General features: G+C 65.6%; 24 protein-coding genes and 3 pseudogenes. 10 read left to right on the top strand and 17 right to left on the bottom strand.

All coding sequences use genetic code 11. From position 1 onward, the window contains the following. Window positions 1-232 precede the first annotated feature (232 nt). The 5 genes from BJD12_RS12410 to BJD12_RS12390 all read right to left on the bottom strand — a co-directional run bounded on the left by BJD12_RS12410 (window position 233) and on the right by BJD12_RS12390 (window position 4,993). Window positions 233-1,648, bottom strand: coding sequence for an amino acid permease (locus BJD12_RS12410; protein WP_039422792.1), 1,416 nt, complete (start codon window positions 1,646-1,648; stop codon window positions 233-235). A 296-nt stretch (window positions 1,649-1,944) separates the two neighbouring features. Further along, window positions 1,945-2,325, bottom strand: coding sequence for a hypothetical protein (locus BJD12_RS12405; RefSeq protein WP_005997988.1), 381 nt, complete (start codon window positions 2,323-2,325; stop codon window positions 1,945-1,947). 411 nt (window positions 2,326-2,736) lie between these two features. Next, window positions 2,737-3,357 carry a glutathione S-transferase family protein gene (locus BJD12_RS12400; protein WP_005997991.1) on the bottom strand — a complete coding sequence of 207 codons (621 nt, stop codon included), beginning with the start codon at window positions 3,355-3,357 and terminating at the stop codon, window positions 2,737-2,739. Between the two features lie 200 nt (window positions 3,358-3,557). Continuing rightward, window positions 3,558-3,785: a hypothetical protein gene (locus BJD12_RS12395; RefSeq protein ID WP_005997993.1), complete on the bottom strand. Its 228-nt coding sequence runs from the start codon at window positions 3,783-3,785 to the stop codon at window positions 3,558-3,560. Between the two features lie 287 nt (window positions 3,786-4,072). After that, window positions 4,073-4,993, bottom strand: a complete 921-nt coding sequence (locus BJD12_RS12390; RefSeq protein WP_039422804.1) for a LysR family transcriptional regulator — start codon at window positions 4,991-4,993, stop codon at window positions 4,073-4,075. Between the two features lie 96 nt (window positions 4,994-5,089). Between BJD12_RS12390 and BJD12_RS12385 the strand changes: the two genes are divergently transcribed. From BJD12_RS12385 to BJD12_RS12365, 5 genes are all read left to right on the top strand, one after another. Beyond that, the gene (locus BJD12_RS12385; protein ID WP_042828750.1) at window positions 5,090-6,097 is read left to right on the top strand and encodes a zinc-binding alcohol dehydrogenase family protein; all 1,008 of its coding nucleotides are present in this window, start codon (window positions 5,090-5,092) and stop codon (window positions 6,095-6,097) included. A 228-nt stretch (window positions 6,098-6,325) separates the two neighbouring features. Then, window positions 6,326-7,846 (top strand): DNA recombination protein RmuC, encoded by a 1,521-nt coding sequence (locus BJD12_RS12380; RefSeq protein WP_172797231.1) that lies wholly within the window; start codon window positions 6,326-6,328, stop codon window positions 7,844-7,846. 184 nt (window positions 7,847-8,030) lie between these two features. Next, window positions 8,031-8,411 (top strand): hypothetical protein, encoded by a 381-nt coding sequence (locus tag BJD12_RS12375; protein ID WP_042828752.1) that lies wholly within the window; start codon window positions 8,031-8,033, stop codon window positions 8,409-8,411. 191 nt (window positions 8,412-8,602) lie between these two features. Beyond that, the gene (locus tag BJD12_RS12370; protein ID WP_042828753.1) at window positions 8,603-9,148 is read left to right on the top strand and encodes a glutathione peroxidase; all 546 of its coding nucleotides are present in this window, start codon (window positions 8,603-8,605) and stop codon (window positions 9,146-9,148) included. 27 nt (window positions 9,149-9,175) lie between these two features. Then, window positions 9,176-9,979, top strand: a complete 804-nt coding sequence (locus BJD12_RS12365) for an FRG domain-containing protein (protein WP_201765714.1) — start codon at window positions 9,176-9,178, stop codon at window positions 9,977-9,979. 81 nt (window positions 9,980-10,060) lie between these two features. Here the strand turns inward: BJD12_RS12365 and BJD12_RS12360 are convergent, their stop codons facing one another. The 6 genes from BJD12_RS12360 to BJD12_RS12335 are packed head-to-tail and all read right to left on the bottom strand — an operon-like array spanning window position 10,061 to window position 14,148. Further along, window positions 10,061-11,110 (bottom strand): MlaA family lipoprotein, encoded by a 1,050-nt coding sequence (locus tag BJD12_RS12360; protein WP_039422776.1) that lies wholly within the window; start codon window positions 11,108-11,110, stop codon window positions 10,061-10,063. A 10-nt stretch (window positions 11,111-11,120) separates the two neighbouring features. Next, on the bottom strand, window positions 11,121-11,414 hold the full coding sequence (locus tag BJD12_RS12355; protein WP_005991433.1) for an STAS domain-containing protein: 294 nt from the start codon (window positions 11,412-11,414) through the stop codon (window positions 11,121-11,123). Further along, window positions 11,404-12,066 (bottom strand): MlaC/ttg2D family ABC transporter substrate-binding protein, encoded by a 663-nt coding sequence (locus BJD12_RS12350; protein ID WP_005991434.1) that lies wholly within the window; start codon window positions 12,064-12,066, stop codon window positions 11,404-11,406. The genes BJD12_RS12355 and BJD12_RS12350 overlap by 11 nt, the downstream gene beginning before the upstream one ends. Beyond that, complete coding sequence (gene mlaD / locus BJD12_RS12345; RefSeq protein WP_005991436.1) at window positions 12,063-12,596, bottom strand: outer membrane lipid asymmetry maintenance protein MlaD; 534 nt, start codon at window positions 12,594-12,596, stop codon at window positions 12,063-12,065. Before mlaD ends, BJD12_RS12350 begins: the two co-directional genes overlap by 4 nt. A gap of 8 nt (window positions 12,597-12,604) precedes the next feature. Then, window positions 12,605-13,354 (bottom strand): MlaE family lipid ABC transporter permease subunit, encoded by a 750-nt coding sequence (locus BJD12_RS12340; RefSeq protein WP_005991438.1) that lies wholly within the window; start codon window positions 13,352-13,354, stop codon window positions 12,605-12,607. Continuing rightward, window positions 13,354-14,148: an ABC transporter ATP-binding protein gene (locus BJD12_RS12335; protein ID WP_005991440.1), complete on the bottom strand. Its 795-nt coding sequence runs from the start codon at window positions 14,146-14,148 to the stop codon at window positions 13,354-13,356. The genes BJD12_RS12340 and BJD12_RS12335 overlap by 1 nt, the downstream gene beginning before the upstream one ends. Before the next feature lie 398 nt (window positions 14,149-14,546). Here BJD12_RS12335 and BJD12_RS12330 point away from each other — a divergent pair, with 398 nt between their 5' ends. Next, window positions 14,547-14,834, top strand: a complete 288-nt coding sequence (locus BJD12_RS12330; protein ID WP_005991442.1) for a DUF6916 family protein — start codon at window positions 14,547-14,549, stop codon at window positions 14,832-14,834. 6 nt (window positions 14,835-14,840) lie between these two features. Here BJD12_RS12330 and BJD12_RS12325 read toward each other — a convergent pair whose 3' ends face one another. The 4 genes from BJD12_RS12325 to BJD12_RS12310 are packed head-to-tail and all read right to left on the bottom strand — an operon-like array spanning window position 14,841 to window position 17,121. Next, a complete protein-coding gene (locus BJD12_RS12325; RefSeq protein ID WP_005991444.1) occupies window positions 14,841-15,389 on the bottom strand; it encodes a GNAT family N-acetyltransferase in 549 nt (182 codons plus the stop codon). 4 nt (window positions 15,390-15,393) lie between these two features. Further along, entirely contained in the window at window positions 15,394-15,930 is a 537-nt protein-coding gene (locus tag BJD12_RS12320; RefSeq protein ID WP_039410645.1) for a phage tail protein, read from the bottom strand. Between the two features lie 58 nt (window positions 15,931-15,988). Further along, window positions 15,989-16,516 (bottom strand): phage tail protein, encoded by a 528-nt coding sequence (locus tag BJD12_RS12315; protein ID WP_005991448.1) that lies wholly within the window; start codon window positions 16,514-16,516, stop codon window positions 15,989-15,991. A 59-nt stretch (window positions 16,517-16,575) separates the two neighbouring features. Next, the gene (locus BJD12_RS12310; RefSeq protein ID WP_042827894.1) at window positions 16,576-17,121 is read right to left on the bottom strand and encodes a phage tail protein; all 546 of its coding nucleotides are present in this window, start codon (window positions 17,119-17,121) and stop codon (window positions 16,576-16,578) included. 293 nt (window positions 17,122-17,414) lie between these two features. On the opposite strand from BJD12_RS12310, the pseudogene BJD12_RS25345 reads away from it, so the two are divergent. Continuing rightward, window positions 17,415-18,683, top strand: a pseudogene (locus BJD12_RS25345) (Calx-beta domain-containing protein); the annotation flags it as partial. Between the two features lie 26 nt (window positions 18,684-18,709). Here the strand turns inward: BJD12_RS25345 and BJD12_RS25340 are convergent. Further along, window positions 18,710-18,904 carry a hypothetical protein gene (locus tag BJD12_RS25340; protein WP_425480532.1) on the bottom strand — a complete coding sequence of 65 codons (195 nt, stop codon included), beginning with the start codon at window positions 18,902-18,904 and terminating at the stop codon, window positions 18,710-18,712. On the opposite strand from BJD12_RS25340, the pseudogene BJD12_RS25335 reads away from it, so the two are divergent. Beyond that, window positions 18,822-19,025: pseudogene (locus BJD12_RS25335) on the top strand (Calx-beta domain-containing protein); the annotation flags it as partial. The gene BJD12_RS25340 and the pseudogene BJD12_RS25335 overlap by 83 nt on opposite strands. 20 nt (window positions 19,026-19,045) lie before the next feature. Here BJD12_RS25335 and BJD12_RS25330 read toward each other — a convergent pair. Continuing rightward, on the bottom strand, window positions 19,046-19,174 hold the full coding sequence (locus BJD12_RS25330) for a hypothetical protein (protein ID WP_425480531.1): 129 nt from the start codon (window positions 19,172-19,174) through the stop codon (window positions 19,046-19,048). Here BJD12_RS25330 and BJD12_RS25325 point away from each other — a divergent pair. Then, a pseudogene (locus BJD12_RS25325) lies at window positions 19,128-19,526 on the top strand (Ig domain-containing protein); the annotation flags it as partial. The gene BJD12_RS25330 and the pseudogene BJD12_RS25325 sit on opposite strands and share 47 nt — an antisense overlap. Before the next feature lie 151 nt (window positions 19,527-19,677). Further along, the gene (locus tag BJD12_RS25240; RefSeq protein WP_425480537.1) at window positions 19,678-22,746 is read left to right on the top strand and encodes a putative Ig domain-containing protein; all 3,069 of its coding nucleotides are present in this window, start codon (window positions 19,678-19,680) and stop codon (window positions 22,744-22,746) included. Window positions 22,747-22,750 lie beyond the last annotated feature (4 nt).

Here is a 22,750-nt window from a genome sequence, read left to right as displayed (position 1 = left end):
CCGGGCAAAGCCACTGACCAAGCTGGATCACAAAGCTTCGCCCGTACCCTCATCCGGCCTTCGGGCCACCTTCTTCCCCATGAAGGGGACTATGTCCCGGTCGGAGAAGGGATTGGTCAGCACGCGTGTTGGCAGGCAACCGCGCAGCACATGACTACTACCGCCAAGACCTTCCTATCGATGATTCACTGTTGAAGGCGCCTGGCGATTCATTCGGCATTCCTGGAACGCCTCACCCCGCTTGGTTTAGCCGGCTATTGCGCCGCCCATAGGCCAGGTAGACCACCACGCCCAATGCGTTCCACACCAGGAACCAGCCCTGCGTGGTGCTCGGCAGGCTCCAGAACAGATACAGGCAGCCCAGGATCGCCACCGGTCCCACCACCCAGGCCAGCGGCGTGCGGAATGCCCGCGCTCGGGTTGGCTCGCGCACGCGCAACACCAGCAGGCATGCGGCCACCGCCGTAAACGCGGCCAACGTGCCGGCATTGGCCAGCGCGGCAATCTCGTCCAGCCGCGCCACACCCGCCAACGCCGCCACCAGCACCGCCGTGAATAGCGTGATCGCCACCGGCGTGCCGGTGCGTGCGTTGACCTTGGACAGGCCGCGCGGCAACAGCCCGTCGCGCGACATCACAAAGAAGATCCGGCTCTGCCCGTACAGGAACGCCAGCAACACCGTCGGCAGCGCGATGATCGCCACCGCACCGATCACCAACGCCGCCTTGCCATGGCCCAGTTCGCGCAGGATCAAGGCCAACGGCTCCGGGCTCTTGCCGAACACGGTGAAGCTCATCGCACCCACCGCCGACAACGCCACCAGCACATAGATCAGCGTGCAGCCGATCATCGAACCGACGATGCCGATCGACAGGTCGCGCCCCGGGTTCTTGGTCTCTTCGGCCGCGGTGGAAATCGCATCGAACCCGTAGAACGCAAAGAAGATGATCGCCGCGGCCGCCATCACCCCGCGCTCCACGCCATCCGGGCTCATCGCCTTGGAGAAACCGTACGGCATGAACGGTTGCAGGTTGGCGCTGTTGAACGCCGGCAAGGCAATCGCCACGAACACACCCAACGCAATGATCTTCAGCACCACCAGCACCGCATTGAGCGTGGCGCTCTCCTTGGTGCCGGCCATCAACATGCCCGCCACCAGGAAAGTGATCACCACCGCCGGCAGGTTCACGATGCCGCCGGCGTGCGGCCCGGCAATCAATGCATGCGGCAGATTGACCCCCAACCACTGCAGGAACCCGACGAAATAGCCCGACCAGCCCACCGCCACGGTGCTGACCACCAGCGAATATTCCAGCACCAGGCTCCAGCCCACCACCCAGGCGATGCTCTCGCCCAGCGCGGTGTAGCTGTAGGTGTAAGCACTGCCGGCGGCCGGCATCATCGTGGCCATTTCCGCATACGCCAGCGCTGCGCAGGCGCAGACGATGCCGGCGGCAACGAAGGACAGCAATACTGCCGGGCCGGCCTTGTCCGCGCCCACGCCGATCAGCGTGTAGATGCCGGTGCCGACGATGGCGCCGATACCGAGTGCGATCAGATGCGGCCAACTCAGGCTGCGCACCAGTTGCCGGCCGGCCTCGTGCACGGTGACCTGATCGATGGATTTGCGCCTGAGCCAAGACGACATGCGGACCTCGAAGAAGCAAAAGAATTCCCGAGTGTCGCCCAACGCGCCGCAGCAAAGCTATCTGTCCAAGGTCATGCGGCCGACGCGGGCAGGGTGGCGACGCGCGGCAAAGCAGCAGGCGTCATGCCGCGATCATTGCAACGGCGCGCCACCGTGGCCTGCAATGGGTGCACTTGCCGACCCAGCCGCCGTTGGTGCGAGGCCATCCAGCCACGTGCGATGAGTCGCCGGCCGTGCGCCGTTCCTACGGCCTACCGCACGCGATCCACGCGCTTGCAGCCGCCGCAAACTGCTCGCTATTCGATGGATGGACGGTGCGGCGGGCGCACGTGACGATAGATCAATTGCACGGCCCATGCGCCGGCCAGCCCCACCACGCCGGCCGCAAAATGGCTCCAGTCCAGCACCTGCGGCGCTGCACCGCCGGCGTCGTGGCCCCAGAAGTTGAACCACAGCAGCACCACGGCGGTGATGCCCATCCCGATCCAGAACCACAGCCGCGTACCGCCAATTGCGTACACCAGAAAGGGCAGCCCCGCGCCGATCAAAAAGTGCACCGGGAAAAAATACGCAGTGCCATAGGGCCGCATCAACGACCACACGGTCACTGCAAAGGTGCCCAGGAAGGCAAACAGACCCAGCGCAAACAGGCGGGTTTGACGGGTGGCGTTGGTCATCGGCTAGCCTCGCAGGAACAGAGAACGACCCTAACCAAGCCAAGGTCATGCCCAAGTCAATGCAACGCGATGTGCGTGCATGCACAGCACCCCACGCTGTCTTGCTGGATGCAGATCTGCTGCGCGTACGCATTGCGAGCGCTGCGTTGTTGAATCCTCCGATGTGGCGATGCGCAGAGCTGCGCATGCCGTGCTGCAGTCAACTGCCCAACTGCCCAACTACCCAACTACCCAACTGCACAACAAGCCGATGTCCAGTCTTGCAATAACCGCCATAGCTACGGATATCGACAAAGGAGCACTGCACGCTCCGTTGAAGGAAGCCGCCGTAACGGCGATGCCGACCAACCATTGCATGCCACACGCGACTGCAGGGTCCGGCATCTACCGCGCCGTCGTCGTATGTCGCATTTAAGGCGCACTGCAGCCGTGACGCTGAAAGCCCGCCCGCGTTTGCAAGAGCGCGTAATACACGGCAATTGCCGGCAGCGGTGGACGCTCGATGGGACTGGCGAACCAGCGCTGCGTCGACAGGCCCAGCACGATATCGGCCAATGTGAAGTCCGCGCCCAGTGCGTAAGGCCCCGCGCGCTGCAGTTGCGCGTCCAGGATGGCCATGTGCCGGTTCCACTCGGACACGCTGGCGGCGATGCTGTGCGGGTCGGTATGCGCCGCGCTGCCACGCACGGTGGCCATGAACGCGTAGCGCCAGGCAGTGTTGAGTTCGGTGGCCTGCCAGTCCATCCACTGTTCGACCAAGGCACGCGCGGCCGGCGCGGTCGGCAGCAGATCCTCGCGCCGGCAGCGTGCAGCCAGGTAACGGCAGATGGTATTGGACTCCCACAACACCAGCGCGCCATCGCCGATCACCGGTACCAGGCCGTTCGGGTTGAGCGCCAGAAAGTCGGGTGTGTCGACTGGGGCGAACCCGCTGCCATAGGCGTGCAAGCGGTAGTCCAGCGCCAACTCGTCGCACAGCCACAGCACCTTGCGCACGTTAATCGATGTCGGCTTTCCGTAGATGTCCAGCATAGGCGCCCGGGGATGGATGTGTGGGTGAGCGAGACCGATGCGCCGTTGCACTGCGCTGCGGTGTATGAGCCGGTCGACGCATCATTGCAGCAGCGCCGCTGCTTGTATCTGCGCAACGGCAGCAAGCGCTGCGGTGAGCATTGAGCACTTGTGCCGCCATGTCGATCGACGCGTGCACCTAACTCGTCGCCGCTGGCCTATCACTCAATCTTGCCCGCGTAATGGTCGCGCACGTTCTGGCTGATATACGTGCTCAAGCCGCGGCCTGCCTTGGCCAGGCGCTGCATGGTCGCCACCACGTCGGCGCCGGCACTGTCGGCGGTGTACACATAGGTTTCGCCGCTACGAAAGCGCACCGCAATCGCGTCGTCTGCCAACGCGTAGGCCACCACGCCTGAATGGCCTTCACGATTGCCATAGCGCTGCATCGACGGTAAGCGTCGGTCTGTCATGCAGGCAGGCTAGAAGCCTGGCAGTGACGGGCACCTCAACGCGCACGGCAATCGCGCAGGCCTGTGCAGCGTTGCGAGTGCATCTGCATCGCAACCCAAGCTTCGTCTTCCACCCGACATTGGCTCTGGCCGATGCCGGCTCCAAGACCGACGCGGGTGCACCTTGCACCGGGGAAGCTCCCGGCCCGTAGCCCATGACACCGGGCTTATCGAAGCGAACGCGTCCACCCAACGCACCGATCTCCAGCGCACAGCGCAGCAGCTCAATGCGCGGACGCCTGCGGGTACAACGCCGTCATCGCCTGGCAGCGCTGCGCAAATAGCGCGTGCAGCTGCCGCACCGCCGGCGAAAACTGCTTGCGATGCGGGCACACCAGGTGCAACGGCAGGCGGTCGCCACAGTCAGGAAACAGCACCTGCAAGCGCCCTGCCTGCACGTCGGCGCACACATCCAGCCACGATTTATAGGCGATGCCTTCGCCTGCCACCGCCCAGCGCCGCACGATATCGGCGTCGTCGCACAGCATCGCGCCGCGCACCGGTACCACGTGGCGACGTCCCTCCAGTTCGAACTGCCAGCGGTCGTAGGCGCGCCCGGCCAGCAGATACAGCAGGCAGGCGTGCTCGCGTAGCGCATCCAGCGTGGCCGGCTGCCCGTGCCGTTGCAGATAGGTCGGCGCGGCGACCAGTACCCGCCGGTTGTGCGGCGCCAGTGGCAGGGCCACATGCTCCGCATCGTCGATACGCCCCAGTCGGAACGCTACATCCACCGGCGCGCGGTACAGGTCCGCCACCTGGTCGGACAGATGCAGGCGCAGCCGCAGACGCGGATGCGCGGCGCGGAACTCGGTCAGCCACGGCAGCAGCACATTGCGGCCCAGATCCGATGGGGCGGTCACCTGCAGCACGCCCTGCAGTTCGGTGTCGTGCCCGCGCACCTGCTCGCGCCCATCGCGCAGCAGCTCCAGCACCTGCCGTGCATAGGGCAGGTATTGCTCTCCCTCCGCAGTCAGCCGCAGGCTGCGCGTGGAACGCGCAAACAGGCGCAGGTCCAGCGCCCGCTCCAGCCGCGCCACTGCCGCGCTGACCTGGCCAGGCAGCAGGTCGGCCTCGCGCGCGGCATTGGAAAAACTGCCCAGCGCCGCGGTGCGCACGAACAGCGCCAAGTCGTCGAAGCGGACCATCTTCACTCCAATCATGAAAGTGCTTGCGCAGTTTGCCGGTTTTTCTCTTAATCCCGGCGGCCGACCATGCAGTTCCCTCCCCGCACGACGCCCGTCATGAAAGCCATCGCCTACCCGCAACACGGTCTGCCCATCGACGACCCGCGCGCGCTGGTCGCGCTCGACCTGCCGCTGCCCGCGCCCGGCCCGCGCGATCTACGCGTGCGCATCCATGCCATCTCGGTCAATCCGGTCGATACCAAGGTGCGCGCCAATGCGGCGGTCGATGCGCCGCGTGTGCTCGGCTGGGACGCCAGCGGCGTGGTCGATGCGGTGGGCAGCGCAGTCAGCCTGTTCCAGCCTGGCGATGCGGTGTACTACGCCGGCACCTTGAATCGCCCGGGCACCAATGCCGAATACCACCTAGTGGACGAACGCCTGGTCGGGCGCAAGCCGACCACGCTCGATGACGCCTCGGCCGCCGCATTGCCGCTGACCGCGATCACCGCCTGGGAATTGCTGTTCCACCGCCTGCGCATCGCCGAAGACGGCGGGCAGGGCCAGACATTGCTGGTGGTCGGCGCCGCCGGTGGCGTCGGCTCGATCCTGGTGCAGCTGGCGCGCACGCTGACCAAGCTGACCGTGATCGGCACCGCCTCGCGGCCGCAGACGCAGGATTGGGTGTATGCGCTCGGCGCCCACCATGTCATCGACCACACCCAGCCGCTGAGCGAGGGCCTGCAGCGCATCGGCATCGCCCAGGTCGAGCACGTCGCCAGCCTGACCCACACCGACCAGCACTTCGCCCAGCTGGTCGAGGTGCTCGCGCCGCAGGGCCAGCTGGCGCTGATCGACGACCCGGCCACGCTCGATGTGCTGCCGCTCAAGCGCAAGAGCGCGTCGCTGCACTGGGAATTCATGTTCACCCGCTCGCTGTTCGAGACCGACGACATGATTGCCCAGCACCACCTGCTCAACCGCGTCGCCGCGCTGGTGGACAGCGGCACGCTGCGCAGCACGCTAGGCGAGCACTACGGCCGCATTACCGTCGACAACCTGCGCCGCGCCCACGCCGCACTGGAATCGCATCGCACCCGCGGCAAGCTGGTGCTGGAAGGCTTCTGAGCGCAGGCGCCTCAGACAAGACAGCGGCCCGGCATGGCCGCTGTCTTGTTGCCGCATCCCGCAGCGCTAATGCGCGTTGCCGCAGGCGCAACGTCCGACGCGCCTGCGCCGGTGATCATTACCACCCAACCGGCATCGCACTGACGCAGCCGCTGCGACCGGCCCCGCTACACTGCACGCATGTCATCCGAATCCCTGATCCTTCTCGGACTGCTCGTGGTAGTCCTCGTGTTGCAGCTGCTGGCCCTGCTGCGGCGTCCTTCCACTACCGCGCTGGAGCATGCGCTGCGCGCCGAACAACGCGACGGACGCGGCGAACTGCGCGAGCAACTCGAAGGCCTGGCGCGGCAGCAGGACGGGCGCCTGGAAACCTTCGCGCGCAATCTCACCGAACTGTCCACCCGCACCGATCAACGTCTGGACCTGCTGCGCGACGCGCTTGGCGAAGATGCCCGCAAGGCACGCGAAGAGAGCGGCCTGGCGCAGCAGCGCACCGGCGAATTGCTGACCCTGCGGCTCACCGAACTGCGCACCCAGCTCGAAGGCTTCGGCCAGCAGCAGGAAACCCGCATCCACGTCTTCGGGCAGCAACTGACCGACCTGATCGCACGCACCGACACCCATATGGCCGCCTTGCGCGAGGCGCTGGCCGAGGATGCCCGCAAGAGCCGCGCCGAAGCCGGGGAGTCGCAGCAACGCTTCACCGAAGCGCTTGGTCAACGCCTGAGCGAACTCACCCAGCGCAACGAACTGCGCATCGGTGAAATGCGCGCCACGCTGGAACAGCAACTGGCCAGCCTGCAAAGCGACAACGCCAGCAAACTGGAACTGATGCGCGCCACCGTCGACGAAAAACTGCAGACCACGCTCAACACGCGCCTGGATGCGTCTTTCAAACTCGTCTCCGAGCGCCTGGAACAGGTGCAGCGCGGCCTGGGCGAAATGCAGCAACTGGCTACCGGCGTGGGCGATCTCAAGCGCGTGCTCACCAACGTCAAGGACCGCGGCGGCTGGGGCGAAGTGCAGCTGGAGAACATCCTCGAGCAGACGCTGACGATGGAGCAGTACGCGCGCGGCGTGCGGGTCAAACCCGACAGCGCCGAAGCGGTGGATTTTGCGATACGCCTGCCCGGGCGCGGCGACGACACCGTGGTATGGCTGCCGGTCGACGCCAAGTTCCCGCGCGAGGACTACGAGCGTCTGATCGACGCGCAGGAAAAAGGCGACCTGGACGCGATCAAAAATTCCACCGCCCAGCTGGAACGCGCCATCCGCGTGCAGGCCAAGTCGATCAGCGACAAGTACGTCTGCCCGCCGCATACGACGGATTTTGCGGTGATGTTCCTGCCCACCGAAGGCCTGTATGCCGAAGTCATCCGTCGCGCCGGCCTGGTCGATCTGCTGCAGCGCGAGCATCGCGTGGTGCTGGCTGGCCCGACCACCTTCACCGCCTTGCTCAACAGCCTGCAAATGGGCTTCCGCACGCTGGCGATCGAAAAACGCTCCAGCGAGGTCTGGCAGGTGTTAGGTGCAGTGAAGAGCGAGTTCGGCAAGTTCGCCGGCATTCTGGAGAAGGCCGAGCGGCAGATCAGCACCGTCGGCAAGAGCCTGGGCGAGGCCAGCCGCAAGACCCGCACCATCGAACGCCGATTGCGCGGTGTGGAAACCCTGGCCGGCGAGCAATCGCAGGCGCTGCTGGACGATGCCGCAAACGGCACCGACGACGACGCCGGCGACGAGCAGGAATAATCCACCCGAAGACGCCAGCCAACCGTAGGAGCGCACCCGGGCGCGACAGCGCCGTACCGATAACCGCCCCATCGCGCCCGGGTACGCTCCTACAACCGCAGTTTTGTTTTGCGTCCATGCCAACCACGCCACGCAGACATCGTCACCGCGATGCTTGCACGCACCTTTTCCGAGAGAGATTCCCATGGCGGCCCGATGGATCCACCCAATGCTGTGCGCGCTGTTGCTGACCGCATGTAGCGCTACGCCGCCTGCCAAGTCCGGCGCTGCAGCCAGTTCGCCACCAGCAGCGGATGCAGCGTCTACCGACGCGGCCTCATGCACCGCAAAGGGCGGCCAACTGCGTCCGGTGGGCCGCATGCAGATTCCGCGTTGCATCGTGCCGTATGCCGATGCCGGCAAGACCTGCACCGACAACAGCGATTGCAGCGGCGACTGCCTGGCCACCAGCATCGTGCCGACCGGTACCGCCACCACCGGCACCTGCCAGCGCGACAGTGACCGCTTCGGCTGCCGCCAGGTTGTGGTGGGCGGCAAAGGACAGGCGGCGCTATGCATCGACTGATGTGGGCGTGAGGCCTGCGCGGTGCAAGACAGCGGCATCGCAGCCCACACAATCCAGATCCACGGCCCCTTGAGGACACATGCGTGCATCGCTGGTCAGCATGACGTGACCACGTTAGATACAGGCGGGCATCGCGCTCGCCTGCATGCGAGCTTATGCTCGTCGTTCTCCATGGACATCAGGATGCACGCATGAGCCAGACGCTGTACGACATTCCCGTGACCCGCATCGAAGGCGAGCCGACCACCCTGGCCGACTACCGCGGCAAGGTGCTGCTGGTGGTCAACGTCGCCTCCAAGTGTGGCCTCACCCCGCAATACGAGGGCCTGGAAGCGCTGTACCGCGACAAGCAGGCGCAGGGCCTGGAAGTGCTGGCGTTTCCGGCCAACGACTTCAACGGCCAGGAGCCCGGCAGCGAGGCGGAGATTGCACAGTTCTGCCAGCTCACCTACGACGTCACCTTCCCGATGTTCTCCAAGATCGCCGTCACCGGGACCGACACCCATCCGCTGTACCAGGCCCTGACCAGCGCACGCCCGAGCGCCACCGGCGATGGCCCGATGCGCGAGAAACTCGCCGGCTACGGCATTGCCGCAAACCCCGCGCCGGGCGTGCTGTGGAACTTTGAAAAATTCCTGATCGGCCGCGACGGCAAGATCATCGATCGCTTCGCTCCCGACGTGCCGGCAGGCGATGCACGTCTTCGCGCAGCGGTGGATGCGGCGTTAGCCGCTTAAACCTGGTCGTTTTTTGAGGGGAAATTCATGGAAGAAAAAAAAGTAGTAAGTCTGCATGAGTTGGAAAAGTATGCAGAAGCGCTTAAAACCGAGTGTGGTGCGAGGTCTTCGGATGGCGATCGTTACGTATCGCCAATCTTGTTTCGTGGCCAGTCACGAGCGGAATGGAAGTTGGAGACGACTTTGGAGCGCTTTGGAAAAAAAGATCTTTCTCTCGATGAGTATGCTCGCTACCTAGCCAAGGTTAAGCCCGGAATCGAAGCTTATACAGATAGATTATTCGAATTCAATCTGCGAAATCAGAAAGTTCCTGGGACCACGTTCCCCTTGTCCCAGATCAGCCTACTGGCGGGGCAGTATGAATTCATGGTTTACCTAAGGCATCATGGATTTCCTACTCCTTTACTTGATTGGAGTAGATCGCTGTATGTTGCTTTGTTCTTCGCTTGCAGTGGTCAAGATCATCAGGGAGATTCCGCGCTTTACATGTATGTAGAAAACTTGGGATTTGGAAAGGGTGGTGTAGTTGGCTCTCCCGAGATTGCCACTCTGGGTCAATACGTGACTGCGCATAAACGACATTTTATTCAGCAGTCCGAGTACACGGCATGCATTGGCAAGTTTGACGACGATTGGTGTTATTTGCAGCATGAATCTGCCATGGGCGGAGTAACAGATAGGCAAGATAGGTTGGAAAAGTTTGTTATACCTGCGCAACTTAGACGAACGTTTTTACGCCAACTTGATGCAATGAATATCAACCCTTTTTCTCTGTTCGGCACTGAAGAGTCGCTCATGCAAATGCTGGCCTTTCGAGAAATAAGTAATTAAGATTTTTAGTGCACAAAAAAGCCCGGGATCGCTCCCGGGCTTTTGTCTTTCATCTTCTCGCAGACGCGCAAGCGCAGCCGATCAACGCACCCAGTTGGGGATCGGCATCGCGTCCACCGGCACCGTGCTGTCCTTGTCTTCGCGCAGATAATCCGGCAGCTCGTTGTTCTTGTCGCGGTGGCTGCGCAGATCGCGCACGATCTGGTAATTGCGGCGCTGCATCCAGGCATCGCGCGTCAGCGCGTATTCGTCCGGTGCCTGGTCGCGCAGCGAATCCAGCGACATCAGTTGCGAACGCGTGTCCACCAGCTGCAAGCCCTGCAGTGCGAAACGTGCGCCGCTGTCGTCCACCTGGCGCAACGGCGACAGCGGGATGTCGCCGCCCAGGCCGAAGGTGTCGCGCACGGTGCGTGGGCCGAACAACGGCAGCTCGAAGTAACGCGAGTTGCGCCAGCCCCACACGCCCAGCGTCTGGCCGAAGTCTTCGCTGCGCCGCGGAATCCCGGCCGCGCTGGCCGGATCGAACAGGCCGGCCACGCCCAAGGTGGTATTCATGACAAAGCGCCCCAGCGACTGCGCCGCATAGACCGGATGGCCCTGCAGCAGCTGGTTGACCATGGTCAACGGCGTGCCGAGGTTGTCGAAGAAGTTGGTCACGCCCAGGCGTGCCGGTTGCGGCACCACCTTGGTGTAGCCAGTGGCCAGCGGACGCGCCACGCCACGGTCCACCGCCATGTTGAAGCGGTGCATGCCGCGGTTGTAGCGCTCCCACGGGTCGTAGGCCGGTGCGGCACCCGGCTGCGCCGGCGCACCATCGGCGCCTGCCTGTGGCGTGGCCGTGCCATACAGCGCAGCGAAGTCGTCTTCGGCCGAGGTGGGCGCACCGGCGGTGTCGGTGCCGGCAGCGGACGGCTGGGCAGAGGCTGCGGCCACGTTGGCGGGCACCGCGTCGGGCGCGGCGAAGCCGGCGGCCGCCGGTTGCGCGGTCACGCCGGAATCGTCGCGCACCGGGGTTTCCGTACTGGACGAAGTATCGGCACTGGCCGACGGCGGTGCCGACTTTGGCGTGTGGCTGGCGCAGGCACCTAACAGCAGGCAGGCCAGCAAGGGGAGGGTGCGTAACTGGGTCATGGCGTGGCGCTCAGGCCTGAAAATCGAGAGTGGGGGACAAGCGATAGGCGGCGCGCAATTCGTCCAGACCGGACGCCTCGCCCACCACCGCCGCAGTGCCGTTGCCGCGCAGGCGCGCGGCCAGTTCGGCCAGCATCGCAACGCCGGCGCTGTCTAGGCGTTGTACACCTGTCAGGTCCAGCGTGCGCACGCCATCTAGCTGGGCGATCGCCTGCGGCCAGGCCGCAGTGACTGCCGCACGGTCGAGCACGCCGGTCAATGCCAACGTGTCGCCGTTGCGTTGCACGATGCTGTTACTTGCCATTGGCCGGTGCCGCACCGACCTGCAGGTTGCCGCTGCGCAGATCGGCGGCGACCTTGGCGATGCCCTTCTCGCGCAACGGGCCATCGAACTGGGTCTTGAAGGTCTGCACGTAGGAAATGCCTTCGATCATCACGTCGAAGATCTTCCACTGGCCACCGCTGTTGCGCATCAGGTAGTCGACCGGGGTCGGGTCGTTGCCGGCGCGCAGCAGGTCGGTGGATACCTTCACGCCGCGGTTGCCCGGCAGCGCGCTTTCGGACTTGGCACGGAAGGTCGGCTTGCCTTCGAAGTTGAGCAGCGCGGTGCCGTAGCGCTGCATCAGGTTCTCGGCCAGCGCGTCGGCAAACAGCTTGATGTCTGCGTCGGACGCGCCGCGGCCATGCACGCCCAGCACCAGGCGCGCGGAGTAGTCGCGGTCGAAGGCCTTGTTCAATTCGCCATTGATGTACTGGCGCAGCGCGGCAGGGTTGCTGCGGAACTCGGCGCGGCGCTGGTCCAGCGTGGTCAGGATGCGGGTGCTGCTATCGATGACGGTCTTGGTAGCCGCGCCTTGCGCGGACGCGCTGGCGGCAGCCGGCTGGGCCAGCACGGTGGCCGGTGCGCACACCAGCAGGGTCGAGGCCAGAATGGCAGAGAGCAGGGTGGTCTTCATTGATGCGGTTCCGTAGAGGGAGAAGCGGGCTGGGCAGGCGGGGCGGCCTGACCGTCTGCAGCGGATTTATCACCGCCGCCACTGAACATGTACTTGCCGACCAGCTGCAGCAGATCCACCGCCGGCTGGGTGAAGCCGATCTCTTCGCCCGGCTTGAGCGTCTCCGGGTCGCCGCCCGGCTGCAGACCGATATAGCTCTCGCCGAGCAGTCCGCTGGTGAAGATGCCGGCCGAGGTGTCGGCGGGCAGGTCCTTGTATTTCGTGTCCAGCGACAGCGTCACCACCGAATCGAACTTGGTCGGATCCAGGCTGATGTCGGCCACCTTGCCGATGGTCACCCCGCCGATCTTCACCGGCGCCTGCGCGCGCAGCTGGCCGATCTGGCTGAAGCGCGCGATCAGGGTGTACTGGCTGGAACCGAAGCCCCAGCGCTGGTTGGTCGAGGCCACCGCCAGCACCAGCAGCGAGGCCAGGGTCAGCAGCAAAAAGGCGCCAACGGCGAATTCGAGTCGTGGTCCACGCATGGCCATGGGCTATCTCACCTAAACAACATTGCAGAAAGGACGAAGTTGAACATCAGCACCAGCAACGAGGCATTCACCACCGCGCGGGTGGTGGCGATGGAGGTGCCTTCGATGGTCGGCTCGGCATGAAAGCCCACGTAGGCGGCGACCAGCGCCGCCGTGCCGCCGAAGATCGCCGACTTGAGCATCGCCACACCGAAGTCGTCCCAGAAATCGACGCTGTTGCTCAGCCCCGACCAGAATGTGCCGTTGTCGATGCCCAGCACGTGCACGGCTTCGAAATAGCCGCCGGTGATCGCCAGCGAGCAGAACACGCCGGTCAGCAGCGGCACCGTCAGCACTGCCGCCCAGAAGCGCGGCGCCACTGCCTTGGCCACCGGGTCGATGGCCATCAGCTCCAGCGCCTTGATCTGGTCGGTGGCGCGCATCAAGCCGAGCTCGGCCGCGATCGAGCTGCCGGCGCGGCCGATGAACAACAACGCGGTCAGCACCGGTGCCAGTTCGCGGTACAGCGACAGCCCCAGCAGCGTGGACAGCGCGTCCGACGCACCATAGGTGGTGAGCGTGCGGTAGCCCTGCAAGGTCAGCACCAGCCCGACGAAGGCGCCGCCGACGGCGATAATGGGCAGCGAGCGCGCGCCGACCTTGTAGATCTCGCGCACCAGCTCGGCAATGAAATCGCGCGTGGGCAACGAGCCGCGCAGCACGGTCAACGAAAACAGCCCGGCGCGACCGAAGGCGCGAATCGATTCGACGAAGGCCATCAGGCAGCACTCCGGTCGCGGCGCGGCGCCGCATCGAAAGCGATCGGGCCATCCGGCTGGCCGTGCAGGAACTGCTGCACCAGCGGGTCGGTGCTGTCCTGCAACTGCGCCGGGGTGCCGGCGAACACGATGCCGCCATTGGCGATCACCACTGCCTGGTCGCTGATCGGCAGAGTTTCGTGCACGTGGTGGCTGACGATGATACTGGTCAGGCCCAGGCTGTCATTGAGGCGCTGGATCAGGCTCATGATCACGCCCGAGGCGATCGGGTCCAGCCCGGTCAGCGGTTCGTCGTAGATCATCAACGGCGGGTCCAGCGCCAGCGCGCGCGCCAGTGCCACACGCCGTGCCATGCCGCCGGACAACTCGCGCGGCCAGGCATCGGCAGCGGCCAGCAGGCCCACCGCATGCAGCTTCATCTGTACCAGGCGCTGCAGCACCGGCGCCGGCAGTCGCGTGTGGGTGCGCAGCGGCAGCGCGACGTTGTCGGCCACGCTCAGGTCGGTGAGCAGGCCATTGCCCTGCAGCAACACGCCGACGTTGCGGCGCATCTCCAGCAGTGCCCGGCTACCGGTGGGAATGGCGTTGCCGAACAAGGTGACCGTGCCGGCAACCGGGCGCAGCTCGCCGGTCAATGCCGCCAGCAGCGTGGACTTGCCGCTACCGGACGGACCGAGCACGGCGGTGATGCTGCCGCGTGGCACGTCGAGCGATACGTCGCGCAGAATCGTCCGCCCGCCGCGATCGATGCGGATACCGGACAGTTGCACGACAGAAGAGGCGGACGCCGTCATCGAGGCCTTTAACAGAATTCCAACGCGATAGAGTAACTGTCACACGGCTGAACATAACCGAACCGCCGCGTGCAGTATTGTCGCATTCATGCGGCAGACAATGGGGCCGCCCGTGTCGCCATCTGCGTAACAGCGTGTCCCGCAACGCACGGACGATTGCGCTGCATGCGACGCCTACCGAACGTACGCTGCAGTAGGGAGTCGCTGCAGGTGCGGCTGGCGTTTCAGAATCTGTGGCGATCACGCGTTGTCATAGTCGGATACCACGTGCGCACTGCGATGGCGCCTGCCGCGTCGCTCCGATGTGTCGAGTGCGTCGCGTTGTTGGCATCGCCATCTTGTGGCGCCTGCGCGAACCACGCGACGATCCGTGCACATCGTCATGAAAGGAATCATCCATGGAGTTGCTGACGCTTGAACACTTCGCCGGCAGCGTCAACGAAACCTTCGCTGCCTCCTTGAATGAGGGCGAGGTACCGTTCGTGCTGGTGGAAGCGAGGCCACTGCAGGACACACGCAACGCGCAGCGTGCGCCGTTCTCGCTGCTGTTTCGCAATGGCTCGGCCTTTTTGTTTCCGCAACAGACCTATCAGATGCGTCACGCGCGCCTGGGCGAGATCGGCATCTTTCTGGTGCCGGTGGCGCGCGAACGCGACGGGTTCCTGTATCAGGCCGTGTTCAATTGAGCACGCTCAGCTGAGCAGTTGAGCATGGGGAGTCCAGTGCATCTGCAGATGCGTCTGGGTGCTGCACCCCGCAATGAAGCCGTGACGAACATACAGCCGCTGCGCGGCAGGGTTGGCGTGCAGCACATGCAGGCACACGGCGCACCCCGCAGCGCGGGCGGATGCCTGCGTGTAGGCGATCAGGTGCGAGCCAATGCCCTTGCCGCGCCAGTCCGGCAGCAGGCTGATATCCACCAGCGTGTGTTGCGTGGTGGTGCGGTGCAGGTACAGGCGGCCGATACGCAATGGCCCAACCTGGACGATCAACAAGTCGGCACCGGCGAAATGCTGCAGGTAATGGGCGCGTTGCAACGCGAATTGCTGGTCCAGAAACGCGCGTTTGGTCTGCTCTGCCCACGGCACCTGCGCCAGTTCCTCGCGCCGCGTACTGGCGTAGAGATCGCGTAGCCAGTGCAGATCGGCGGCGCGCTCGGGCCGAAGCACGCCGCCTGGCACGCCCAGTGCAGCAGGCGGTTCCAGATCGATCGGCGCGACCCTGAGACGCAGGTGCGGCATGGCCTCAGTCGAACACCGGGTAATCGCCCTGCAGCGCGATGCAGAAGTTCATGGCCAGATAGGGCTGCCGATTCTCGTGCGCCTGGCCGTTGCCGGCGGGCAGCACCATGGTCGGGGAAAACTGCTGGTCGGGTGCGACTGCATTGAACGGCCGGTCGCTGTTGCTGTTCAAGTTCGACAGTGCGGCTCCGCTGCTGGGGGTGCCGCTTTTCTTGCTCGGATCCGCTTGCGAGAACGCGTTGAAGCCGTGCTCGTGGTTGGGCATCTGCGTGCTCAACAGGCTCACCGAGGCGGAGCCGAACGCATTGCCCAGCGCATGGGGCGTCAGACCCGGCGCCGCCCCCTGCTGGCAGCCGGCGCGCGCGGAGAAGTTCGGCAACTGAAATGTGGTGCTGCCGTTGCCGCCATAGGCCACGCCCAGCAACGAGAACAGCGCGGTGTTCTGCATGACCGGCAGAGTTGCGCCGTTGCACAGCGCCCAACCGTATGGGTTGTAATCGAAGGCAAACAACTGGATTTCGCCGAAATAGGGTTCGGTCATGCGCATTTCCTCCGGTGGAGCGACGCAGGCCGCGACCGGCTCGGCGCGGCGCCGTGGATCAGGACTGCTGTGGAAAGATGCCCGTGGTGGCGATGCAGTACTGCACCGTCAGCGTCGGCATCGTGTTGTCGTGCGGCTGGCTACCCCCTGTGAACGAGGTGCTCTGCGTGGACATCGCCAGCGCGGTGGCCCCGGTCACGTCGCTGGCATAGAACAGCGTGGCACCGACCGCCGCGGGCAGGAGTCCGGCCGGTGAGGGGCTGGTTGCCGCCACCGTCGTGACCTGTGCGACATGGGTATGCGCCGGCATCTGCGGCACGGTCACGGCCACCGTTTCGGTACCGCTCTTCTGGGCGATCACGTAGTTGCTCAGGCCAGGGCCCTGGCCCTGGTGAACCGGCAGGCGTCCGCGTAGATCCGGCACCCCGAAGTTTGTTTGCCCATCGCCGCCATACGAGCTGCCTAGCAGGAGGTACAGTGCTTCGTATTCGGAGATCTGCAGCAGCGAGCCGTCGCACGCCTGCCAGCCCTGAGGCGTGCGGCCGAAGCCGAACATGCGGATTTCGCCGATGAATGGAGTGCCCATGTGATCCTTCCTGGTCGATGAGGCGCCGCGCGTTCAGGCGCAGCCGAATGCGGTCGCGTTTAGCTGCGCGAGGGGAAAATGCCCGACAGCGCGATGCAGAAATTGATCGTGGTGTAGGGCTGCAGATTCGGATGCGGTTGGTCACCGCCAGCGGGCGCGACCGTTGCCGGCGCCAGCGGAACCGTCGTTCCCGGAGCGGCATATAGCGGCGTGGCGGCACCCGAAGTGACCATGTTGGTGGCAAACACGCGGCCGGTCGGTGTGCGGTTGTTGCCGCCGGTGCTGCTGCATTCCACCAGGTGGTTGTGCGCGGGCAGGTTGGCGGGCAACAGGGTCACCGCCTCCGCGCCGCCCGCCTGACCCATCGGTGCAACCGGCGGCTGCCGGTTCGCATCGGCCGACGGCGCGTACCCGACCGGTGTGCGACCGCGCAGATCAGGTAGGGCAAACGTAGTCCGGCCATCGCCGCCAAAGCGCGGCCCTAGCAGACTGAACAATGCCTGGTTCTGATTGACCGGCAGCAGCTGGCCATTGCATTGCGCAAAATATTTCGGCGCGAAGGCGAAACCGGTCAGCATGACCTGGCCGATGAAAAACTCGCTCATGCAGCTCTCCCTGCGTCGGTGCGCCGCCGACATGTGTCGGGGGTCGCCGTACAGATACCCGTCGCGACCGCGTCCCACAAGCCGGGACAATTCAGAACTGGAATGAAGTATTAATTTTTTGTTCTTTAACTGGCAGTCAGTTCCTGTTTCAATGCGCTCGCAATGCCAGGGGATGACGTCTCTAGGGCGGCATTGCCTTCAGGCACGAGGACCGTGCCGGCGCCGGGGTGGCGCTTCATCAGGGGTAAAACGTGAACAAGCCGCAGTGGCGTGGAACAGGCACCGGTGCGCCGATGCGCTGGATGGTGGCCGTGATGATCTGCGCCCTGGCGCTCCTGCTACCCGGACAGGTCTGGGCACAGGGGGCGTCGGCCTATTGTTCGACCCAGAACGCCACGATCAATCGGAGCGGTTCGGTGACGTTCGACGTCAGCAACTGCGATGGCCCCTCCAACATCGGCATGGGCGACGACCCGCGCAATCCGCTGGATGCCAATGGCCGCGGTTCCACTGCCAACGGCAGCATCCAGCTCAGCTTTCAGAGTGGCCCCGGCACCCAGACGGTCACCTATACGCATGGGGGGAATTCTGCGACCTCCGATACGTTCTACCTGCGCGACGAGGACGAAAACGTCCTCACCTTCAACATCACCATCAACCCCTCGCGCACGGCCAGCATTGCGGTCAGCCCGGTCAACAGCAGCGAGGACAGCGGCGCTGCCTTCGTCTACACGGTGACGTTGAGCCAGACCAACACATCGGCGACCACGGTGAACCTGGCCCGGAGCGGTACCGCCACCAGCGTCATCGACTACTCCGGTGCGGTGAGCAGCGTCGTGGTGCCGCCCAATGCCTCCTCCGCCAGCTTCAGCGTCACCCCGATCGCCGATGGCGTGGTGGAACCGGACGAGACGGTGACCTTCAGCGTCGCCAACGGCACCGGCTATTCGCCCGGCAGCCCGGCCAGCGCGACGGCCACCATCGTCAATGACGACGTCACCACCGCCTCGATCGCGGTGTCGCCTGCGAGCGTGGCCGAGGATGGCGGCACCAACCTGACCTACACCGTGACACTCACCAATCCGTCGTCAACCGCCGTCTCGATCGGTTTCAGCATCGGCGGCACGGCAACGTCGGGCACTGACTTCGCGGCGGTGAACTCGCCGCTGGTGATTCCGGCCGGGCAGACCAGCGGCAGCATCGTCATCGATCCCACTGCGGACGCGACGTCGGAGCCCGACGAAACGGTCGTGATCACCCTCAGCGCGGGCAGTGGGTATGTGGTGGGTTCGCCCAACAGCGCCACCGGCACCATCGTCAATGACGATGTGCCGTCGTTGAGCATCAACGACGTCTCGGTGAACGAGGGCAATGCCGGTACGACGACAGCCACCTTCACCGTGTCGTTGAGCCAGCCGGCCGGTGCCGGCGGCGTCAGCTTCGACATCGGCACCGCCGATGGCACCGCAAACGCCGGGTCGGATTACGTCGCCTCCAGCCTGAGCGGGCGGACCATTCCCGCCGGCAGCAGCAGCGCCACCTTCAGCGTGCTGGTCAACGGCGACACCCTCAACGAACCGGACGAAACCTACTTCGTCAACGTCAGCAATGTCACCGGCGCCAATGTGGCCGATGCACAGGGCCTTGGCACGATCGTCAACGACGACACGGCGCCGGCGCTGTCGATCGACGATGTCAGCGTGATCGAGGGCAACAGCGGCACCACCACGGCCACCTTCACGGTGAGCCTGAGCACGGCCAGCGGCCAGACCGTCACGGTCAATTACGCTACCGCCGACGGTACCGCCACGGCTGGCAGCGATTACGCCGCCCGCTCGGGAACGCTGAGCTTCGCCCCGGGAACCACCACGCAGACCGTGGCGATTTCCGTCAACGGCGATCTCTCGGTGGAGCCCAACGAGACCTATCGCGTGGTGCTGTCCAGCGCCACCAATGCCACCATCGCCCGCGCCACCGGTACCGGCACCATCAACAACGACGATGCCGTGGTGATCATCGCCCCGGCGTCGCTGCCGGCGGCAACGGCGGGCACCGCCTACACTCAAAATCTGTCGGCCAGCGGTGGTACCGCCCCGTACACCTTCGCGCTCAGTGCCGGTGCGTTGCCGGCCGGGGTGACCCTGAGCGCCAGCGGCGTGCTGACGGGCACCCCGACCGCCAGCGGCAGCTTCAACTTCACCGTGAGCGCCACCGACAGCGGAGCGCCGACCACCGGAAGCCGCGCTTACACGCTGGTGGTTGCCGGCGCGGCCGTGAACCTGCCGGCCACCACGCTGGCACCGGGAACCGCCGGTCAGGCCTACTCGGCCGCCATCACGCCGGCTAGCGGCGGTATCGCGCCCTATACCTACGCCCTGGCTGCCGGCGTCCTACCGGCCGGGATCACGGTCAATAGCGCAACTGGTGCGCTGAGCGGCACGCCCACGGCGCCCGGTACCTACAATCAATTTCACCCTGACGGCCACGGACAGCACCTCGGGAACGCCGTCGCAAGGAAGCCGCAGCTATGCGTTGACCATCGCTGCCCCGCAGATCGTGGTCGCACCTACCACGGTGCCGGGTGCCACGCGTGGCACTGCGTACAGCCAGGCGTTGAGCGCCAGTGGCGGCACCGCGCCGTACACCTATGCGATTGCCAGTGGCGTATTGCCGGCGGGCCTGACCCTGTCCAGCAATGGCACGCTGTCGGGTACGGCAACGGTGGAAGGCACGTTCAACTTCACCGTGCAGGTGACCGATGCCAACAGCTTCACCGGCACGCAGGCATACGCGCTGACCGTGGCCGGCCCGACCCTGGTGCTGCCTGCATCCACCTTGCCTGCGGGCACGGCAGGGCAGGCGTACTCCGCGGCCATCACTCCGGCCACCGGCGGTACTGCGCCCTACAGTTATGCGCTGACTGGCGGCGCGCTGCCGGCCGGCGTGGTGCTGGATGCGGCGACCGGCGGGCTGAGCGGCACACCTACCGTGGCGGGCACGTTCAATTTCGCCCTCACTGCCTCCGACAGCACGCCCAGCCCGGCCGCGCAGGCCTCGCGCAGCTATGCGCTGACCATCGCTGCCCCGCAAGTCGTGGTCGCACCGACCACGGTGCCCGGTGCCACACGTGGCACTGCGTACAGCCAGGCGTTGAGCGCCAGTGGCGGCACCGCGCCGTACACCTATGCGATTGCCGGCGGCGTGTTGCCGGCGGGCCTGACCCTGGCCAGCAACGGCACGCTGTCGGGTACGGCGACAGTGGAAGGCACGTTCAACTTCACCGTGCAGGCGACCGATGCCAACAGCTTTACCGGCACGCAGGCGTATGCGCTGACCGTAGCTGGCCCGACCCTGGTGCTGCCTGCATCCACCTTGCCTGCGGGCACGGCAGGGCAGGCGTACACCGCGGCCATCACTCCGGCCACCGGCGGTACTGCGCCCTACAGCTATGCGCTGACTGGCGGCGCGCTGCCGGCTGGCGTGGTGCTGGACACGGCCACCGGTGGACTGAGCGGCACACCTACCGTGGCGGGCACGTTCAACTTCACCCTCACTGCCTCCGACAGCACGCCCAGCCCGGCCGCGCAGGCCTCGCGCAGCTATGCACTGACCATCGGCGCGGCCACGCTGGTGATCGGGCAGGGCACGTTGCCGCCGGCCGTCAATGGCACCGCCTATAGCCAGACATTGACCGTGTCCGGCGGCGTGGCGCCTTACCGTTTCAGCGTGACCAGCGGCACCTTGCCGGCCGGGTTGACGCTGGCTGCCGACGGCACGCTGTCCGGCACGCCCAGTGCCGAAGGCGTCAGCAACTTCACCATCACCGTGACCGACGCCAGTGCTGCCAGCTCGGCGCAGGCCTACAGCGTCAGCGTGGGCAGCGCCGCGCCGGTGGCGGTGGCAGACACTGCCGTGACCATGGACGGCACCGCCGTGACGGTGGCGGTGACGGGCAACGACACCGGCACGATCACCGCGATTGCCATTACCACTGCGCCGACCAATGGCAGTGCCGTGGTCAATGGCTTGGATGTGGTCTACACGCCAAACGCCGGATTCATCGGCACCGACGTGGTGAGCTATACCGCGAGCGGCAGTGGCGGCACCTCGGCGGCCACCACGCTGACCATCACGGTCAACGCGCGGCCGGTGGCGGTGTCGGTGACCGCGGAGGCGGTGCCCGGCGAAGCACAGCAGGTGGACATCACCCGCAATGCCACCGGCGGGCCGTTTGTGGCTGCGGCCGTGGTCGCGGTGCTGCCGGCCTCGGCCGGTACTGCCACCATCACCCGGGTGGGCGGCACTGCCACCGCCGCCGCGGCGCGCGCCACCGGCGGCCCGTCGCCGGCCGCGGCGGCAATGGCCGAAACGCCGAGCTTCATGCTGACCTTTACCCCCAACCCGGCGTTCGTCGGCCAGGCCACGGTGCAGTTCACCTTGTCCAACGCCTTCGCAACCTCGGTGCCGGCCAGTGTGGTGTTCAACATCGCGCCGCGCCGCGACCCGAGCCAGGACGCGGAAGTGCGTGGCTTGATCGATGCGCAGTCCGAGTCCACGCGGCGGTTTGCCCGTGCGCAGATCGACAACTTCCAGCGCCGTCTGGAAGCCACCCACCGTGGTGGTGGCAGCTTCACCAACGCGGTGAGCTTCCAGCCCACCTCGCATTGCCGCCAGGCCGAGCGCGGCATCGCGGCGCAGCCGTGCAGCCCGGACACCCAGGACGCCGACAACGACTTCCGCGATGCGTCGGCGGCGGCGGCGGCGGGCAGCAGCGAGGGTGTGCAGGGCCAGGGCGACCTGGGCCTGTGGATCGGCGGTGCGATCCGCTCGGGCAGCTTGAACCGGCAGACCAACAGCAATGGGGTGGACTTCCAGACCGACGGCTTGAGCGTCGGCGCCGACTACCGGGTTGCGCAGTCGCTGGCGATCGGTGCGGGCCTGGGCTGGGGCCGCGACGACAGCGATGTGGGCACGCGCGGCAGCCGCAGCAAGGGCACCGCGTACACCATGGCGCTGTATGCCAGCTTCCACCCGGGCAAGGCGTTCTTCTTCGACACCCTGGTGGGTTACCAGATGTTGTCCTACGACCTGCGCCGCTTCGTCACCGACGACAGTTCGCTGGCCGAGGGCAACCGCGACGGCAAGCAGTGGATCGCCTCGCTGTCCACCGGTGCCGACCTGCAGCGCGGCGACGTGCAGATCACCCCGTATGCGCGGGTGGATGTGGCACGTGCCACGCTGGATGGCTATGCGGAAGACGGCGTGGCGCCGTTCGCACTGCGCTATGCCGACATGGATGTGGCCACCACGACCGGCAACCTGGGCCTGCGCCTGGAGTGGCGCCGCGAAGTGCGCTGGGGACGTCTGACCCCGCAGTTGCGCGTGGAGTATCAGCGCGACTTCCAGGGCCGTGGCGATGCCACGCTGAGCTATGCCGATCTCAGCGGCGGCCCGTTCTATCGCACCGCGCAAAGTGCGTTCGACCGCAACCGGTTGATGGTCGGTATCGGCGCGGCATTGCTGACCGAGCAAGGCCTGTCCACGCGCCTGGAATACCGCGGCATCACCGATGGCGACAGCAACAACGACCAGACCTGGATGATCAATCTGGAAAAGAAATACTGATCGC

The organism is Xanthomonas vesicatoria ATCC 35937 (genome assembly GCF_001908725.1).
Classification (GTDB): domain Bacteria; phylum Pseudomonadota; class Gammaproteobacteria; order Xanthomonadales; family Xanthomonadaceae; genus Xanthomonas; species Xanthomonas vesicatoria.
This window is presented reverse-complemented; position numbering and strand designations above follow the sequence as displayed.

Bases quoted from the DNA above. Each gene is read 5' to 3' on its own strand.
- BJD12_RS12370 (WP_042828753.1), top strand. From the start codon at position 8,603: ATGAGCCAGACGCTGTACGACATTCCCGTGACCCGCATCGAAGGCGAG.
- BJD12_RS12335 (WP_005991440.1), bottom strand. From the start codon at position 14,148: ATGACGGCGTCCGCCTCTTCTGTCGTGCAACTGTCCGGTATCCGCATC.
- BJD12_RS12330 (WP_005991442.1), top strand. From the start codon at position 14,547: ATGGAGTTGCTGACGCTTGAACACTTCGCCGGCAGCGTCAACGAAACC.
- BJD12_RS12390 (WP_039422804.1), bottom strand. From the start codon at position 4,993: ATGGTCCGCTTCGACGACTTGGCGCTGTTCGTGCGCACCGCGGCGCTG.
- BJD12_RS12405 (WP_005997988.1), bottom strand. From the start codon at position 2,325: ATGACCAACGCCACCCGTCAAACCCGCCTGTTTGCGCTGGGTCTGTTT.
- BJD12_RS12320 (WP_039410645.1), bottom strand. From the start codon at position 15,930: ATGACCGAACCCTATTTCGGCGAAATCCAGTTGTTTGCCTTCGATTAC.
- BJD12_RS12340 (WP_005991438.1), bottom strand. From the start codon at position 13,354: ATGGCCTTCGTCGAATCGATTCGCGCCTTCGGTCGCGCCGGGCTGTTT.
- mlaD (WP_005991436.1), bottom strand. From the start codon at position 12,596: ATGGCCATGCGTGGACCACGACTCGAATTCGCCGTTGGCGCCTTTTTG.
- BJD12_RS12310 (WP_042827894.1), bottom strand. From the start codon at position 17,121: ATGAGCGAGTTTTTCATCGGCCAGGTCATGCTGACCGGTTTCGCCTTC.
- BJD12_RS12410 (WP_039422792.1), bottom strand. From the start codon at position 1,648: ATGTCGTCTTGGCTCAGGCGCAAATCCATCGATCAGGTCACCGTGCAC.
- BJD12_RS12350 (WP_005991434.1), bottom strand. From the start codon at position 12,066: ATGAAGACCACCCTGCTCTCTGCCATTCTGGCCTCGACCCTGCTGGTG.
- BJD12_RS12395 (WP_005997993.1), bottom strand. From the start codon at position 3,785: ATGCAGCGCTATGGCAATCGTGAAGGCCATTCAGGCGTGGTGGCCTAC.
- BJD12_RS12315 (WP_005991448.1), bottom strand. From the start codon at position 16,516: ATGGGCACTCCATTCATCGGCGAAATCCGCATGTTCGGCTTCGGCCGC.
- BJD12_RS12360 (WP_039422776.1), bottom strand. From the start codon at position 11,110: ATGACCCAGTTACGCACCCTCCCCTTGCTGGCCTGCCTGCTGTTAGGT.
- BJD12_RS12385 (WP_042828750.1), top strand. From the start codon at position 5,090: ATGAAAGCCATCGCCTACCCGCAACACGGTCTGCCCATCGACGACCCG.
- BJD12_RS12325 (WP_005991444.1), bottom strand. From the start codon at position 15,389: ATGCCGCACCTGCGTCTCAGGGTCGCGCCGATCGATCTGGAACCGCCT.
- BJD12_RS12365 (WP_201765714.1), top strand. From the start codon at position 9,176: ATGGAAGAAAAAAAAGTAGTAAGTCTGCATGAGTTGGAAAAGTATGCA.
- BJD12_RS12400 (WP_005997991.1), bottom strand. From the start codon at position 3,357: ATGCTGGACATCTACGGAAAGCCGACATCGATTAACGTGCGCAAGGTG.
- BJD12_RS12355 (WP_005991433.1), bottom strand. From the start codon at position 11,414: ATGGCAAGTAACAGCATCGTGCAACGCAACGGCGACACGTTGGCATTG.
- BJD12_RS12375 (WP_042828752.1), top strand. From the start codon at position 8,031: ATGGCGGCCCGATGGATCCACCCAATGCTGTGCGCGCTGTTGCTGACC.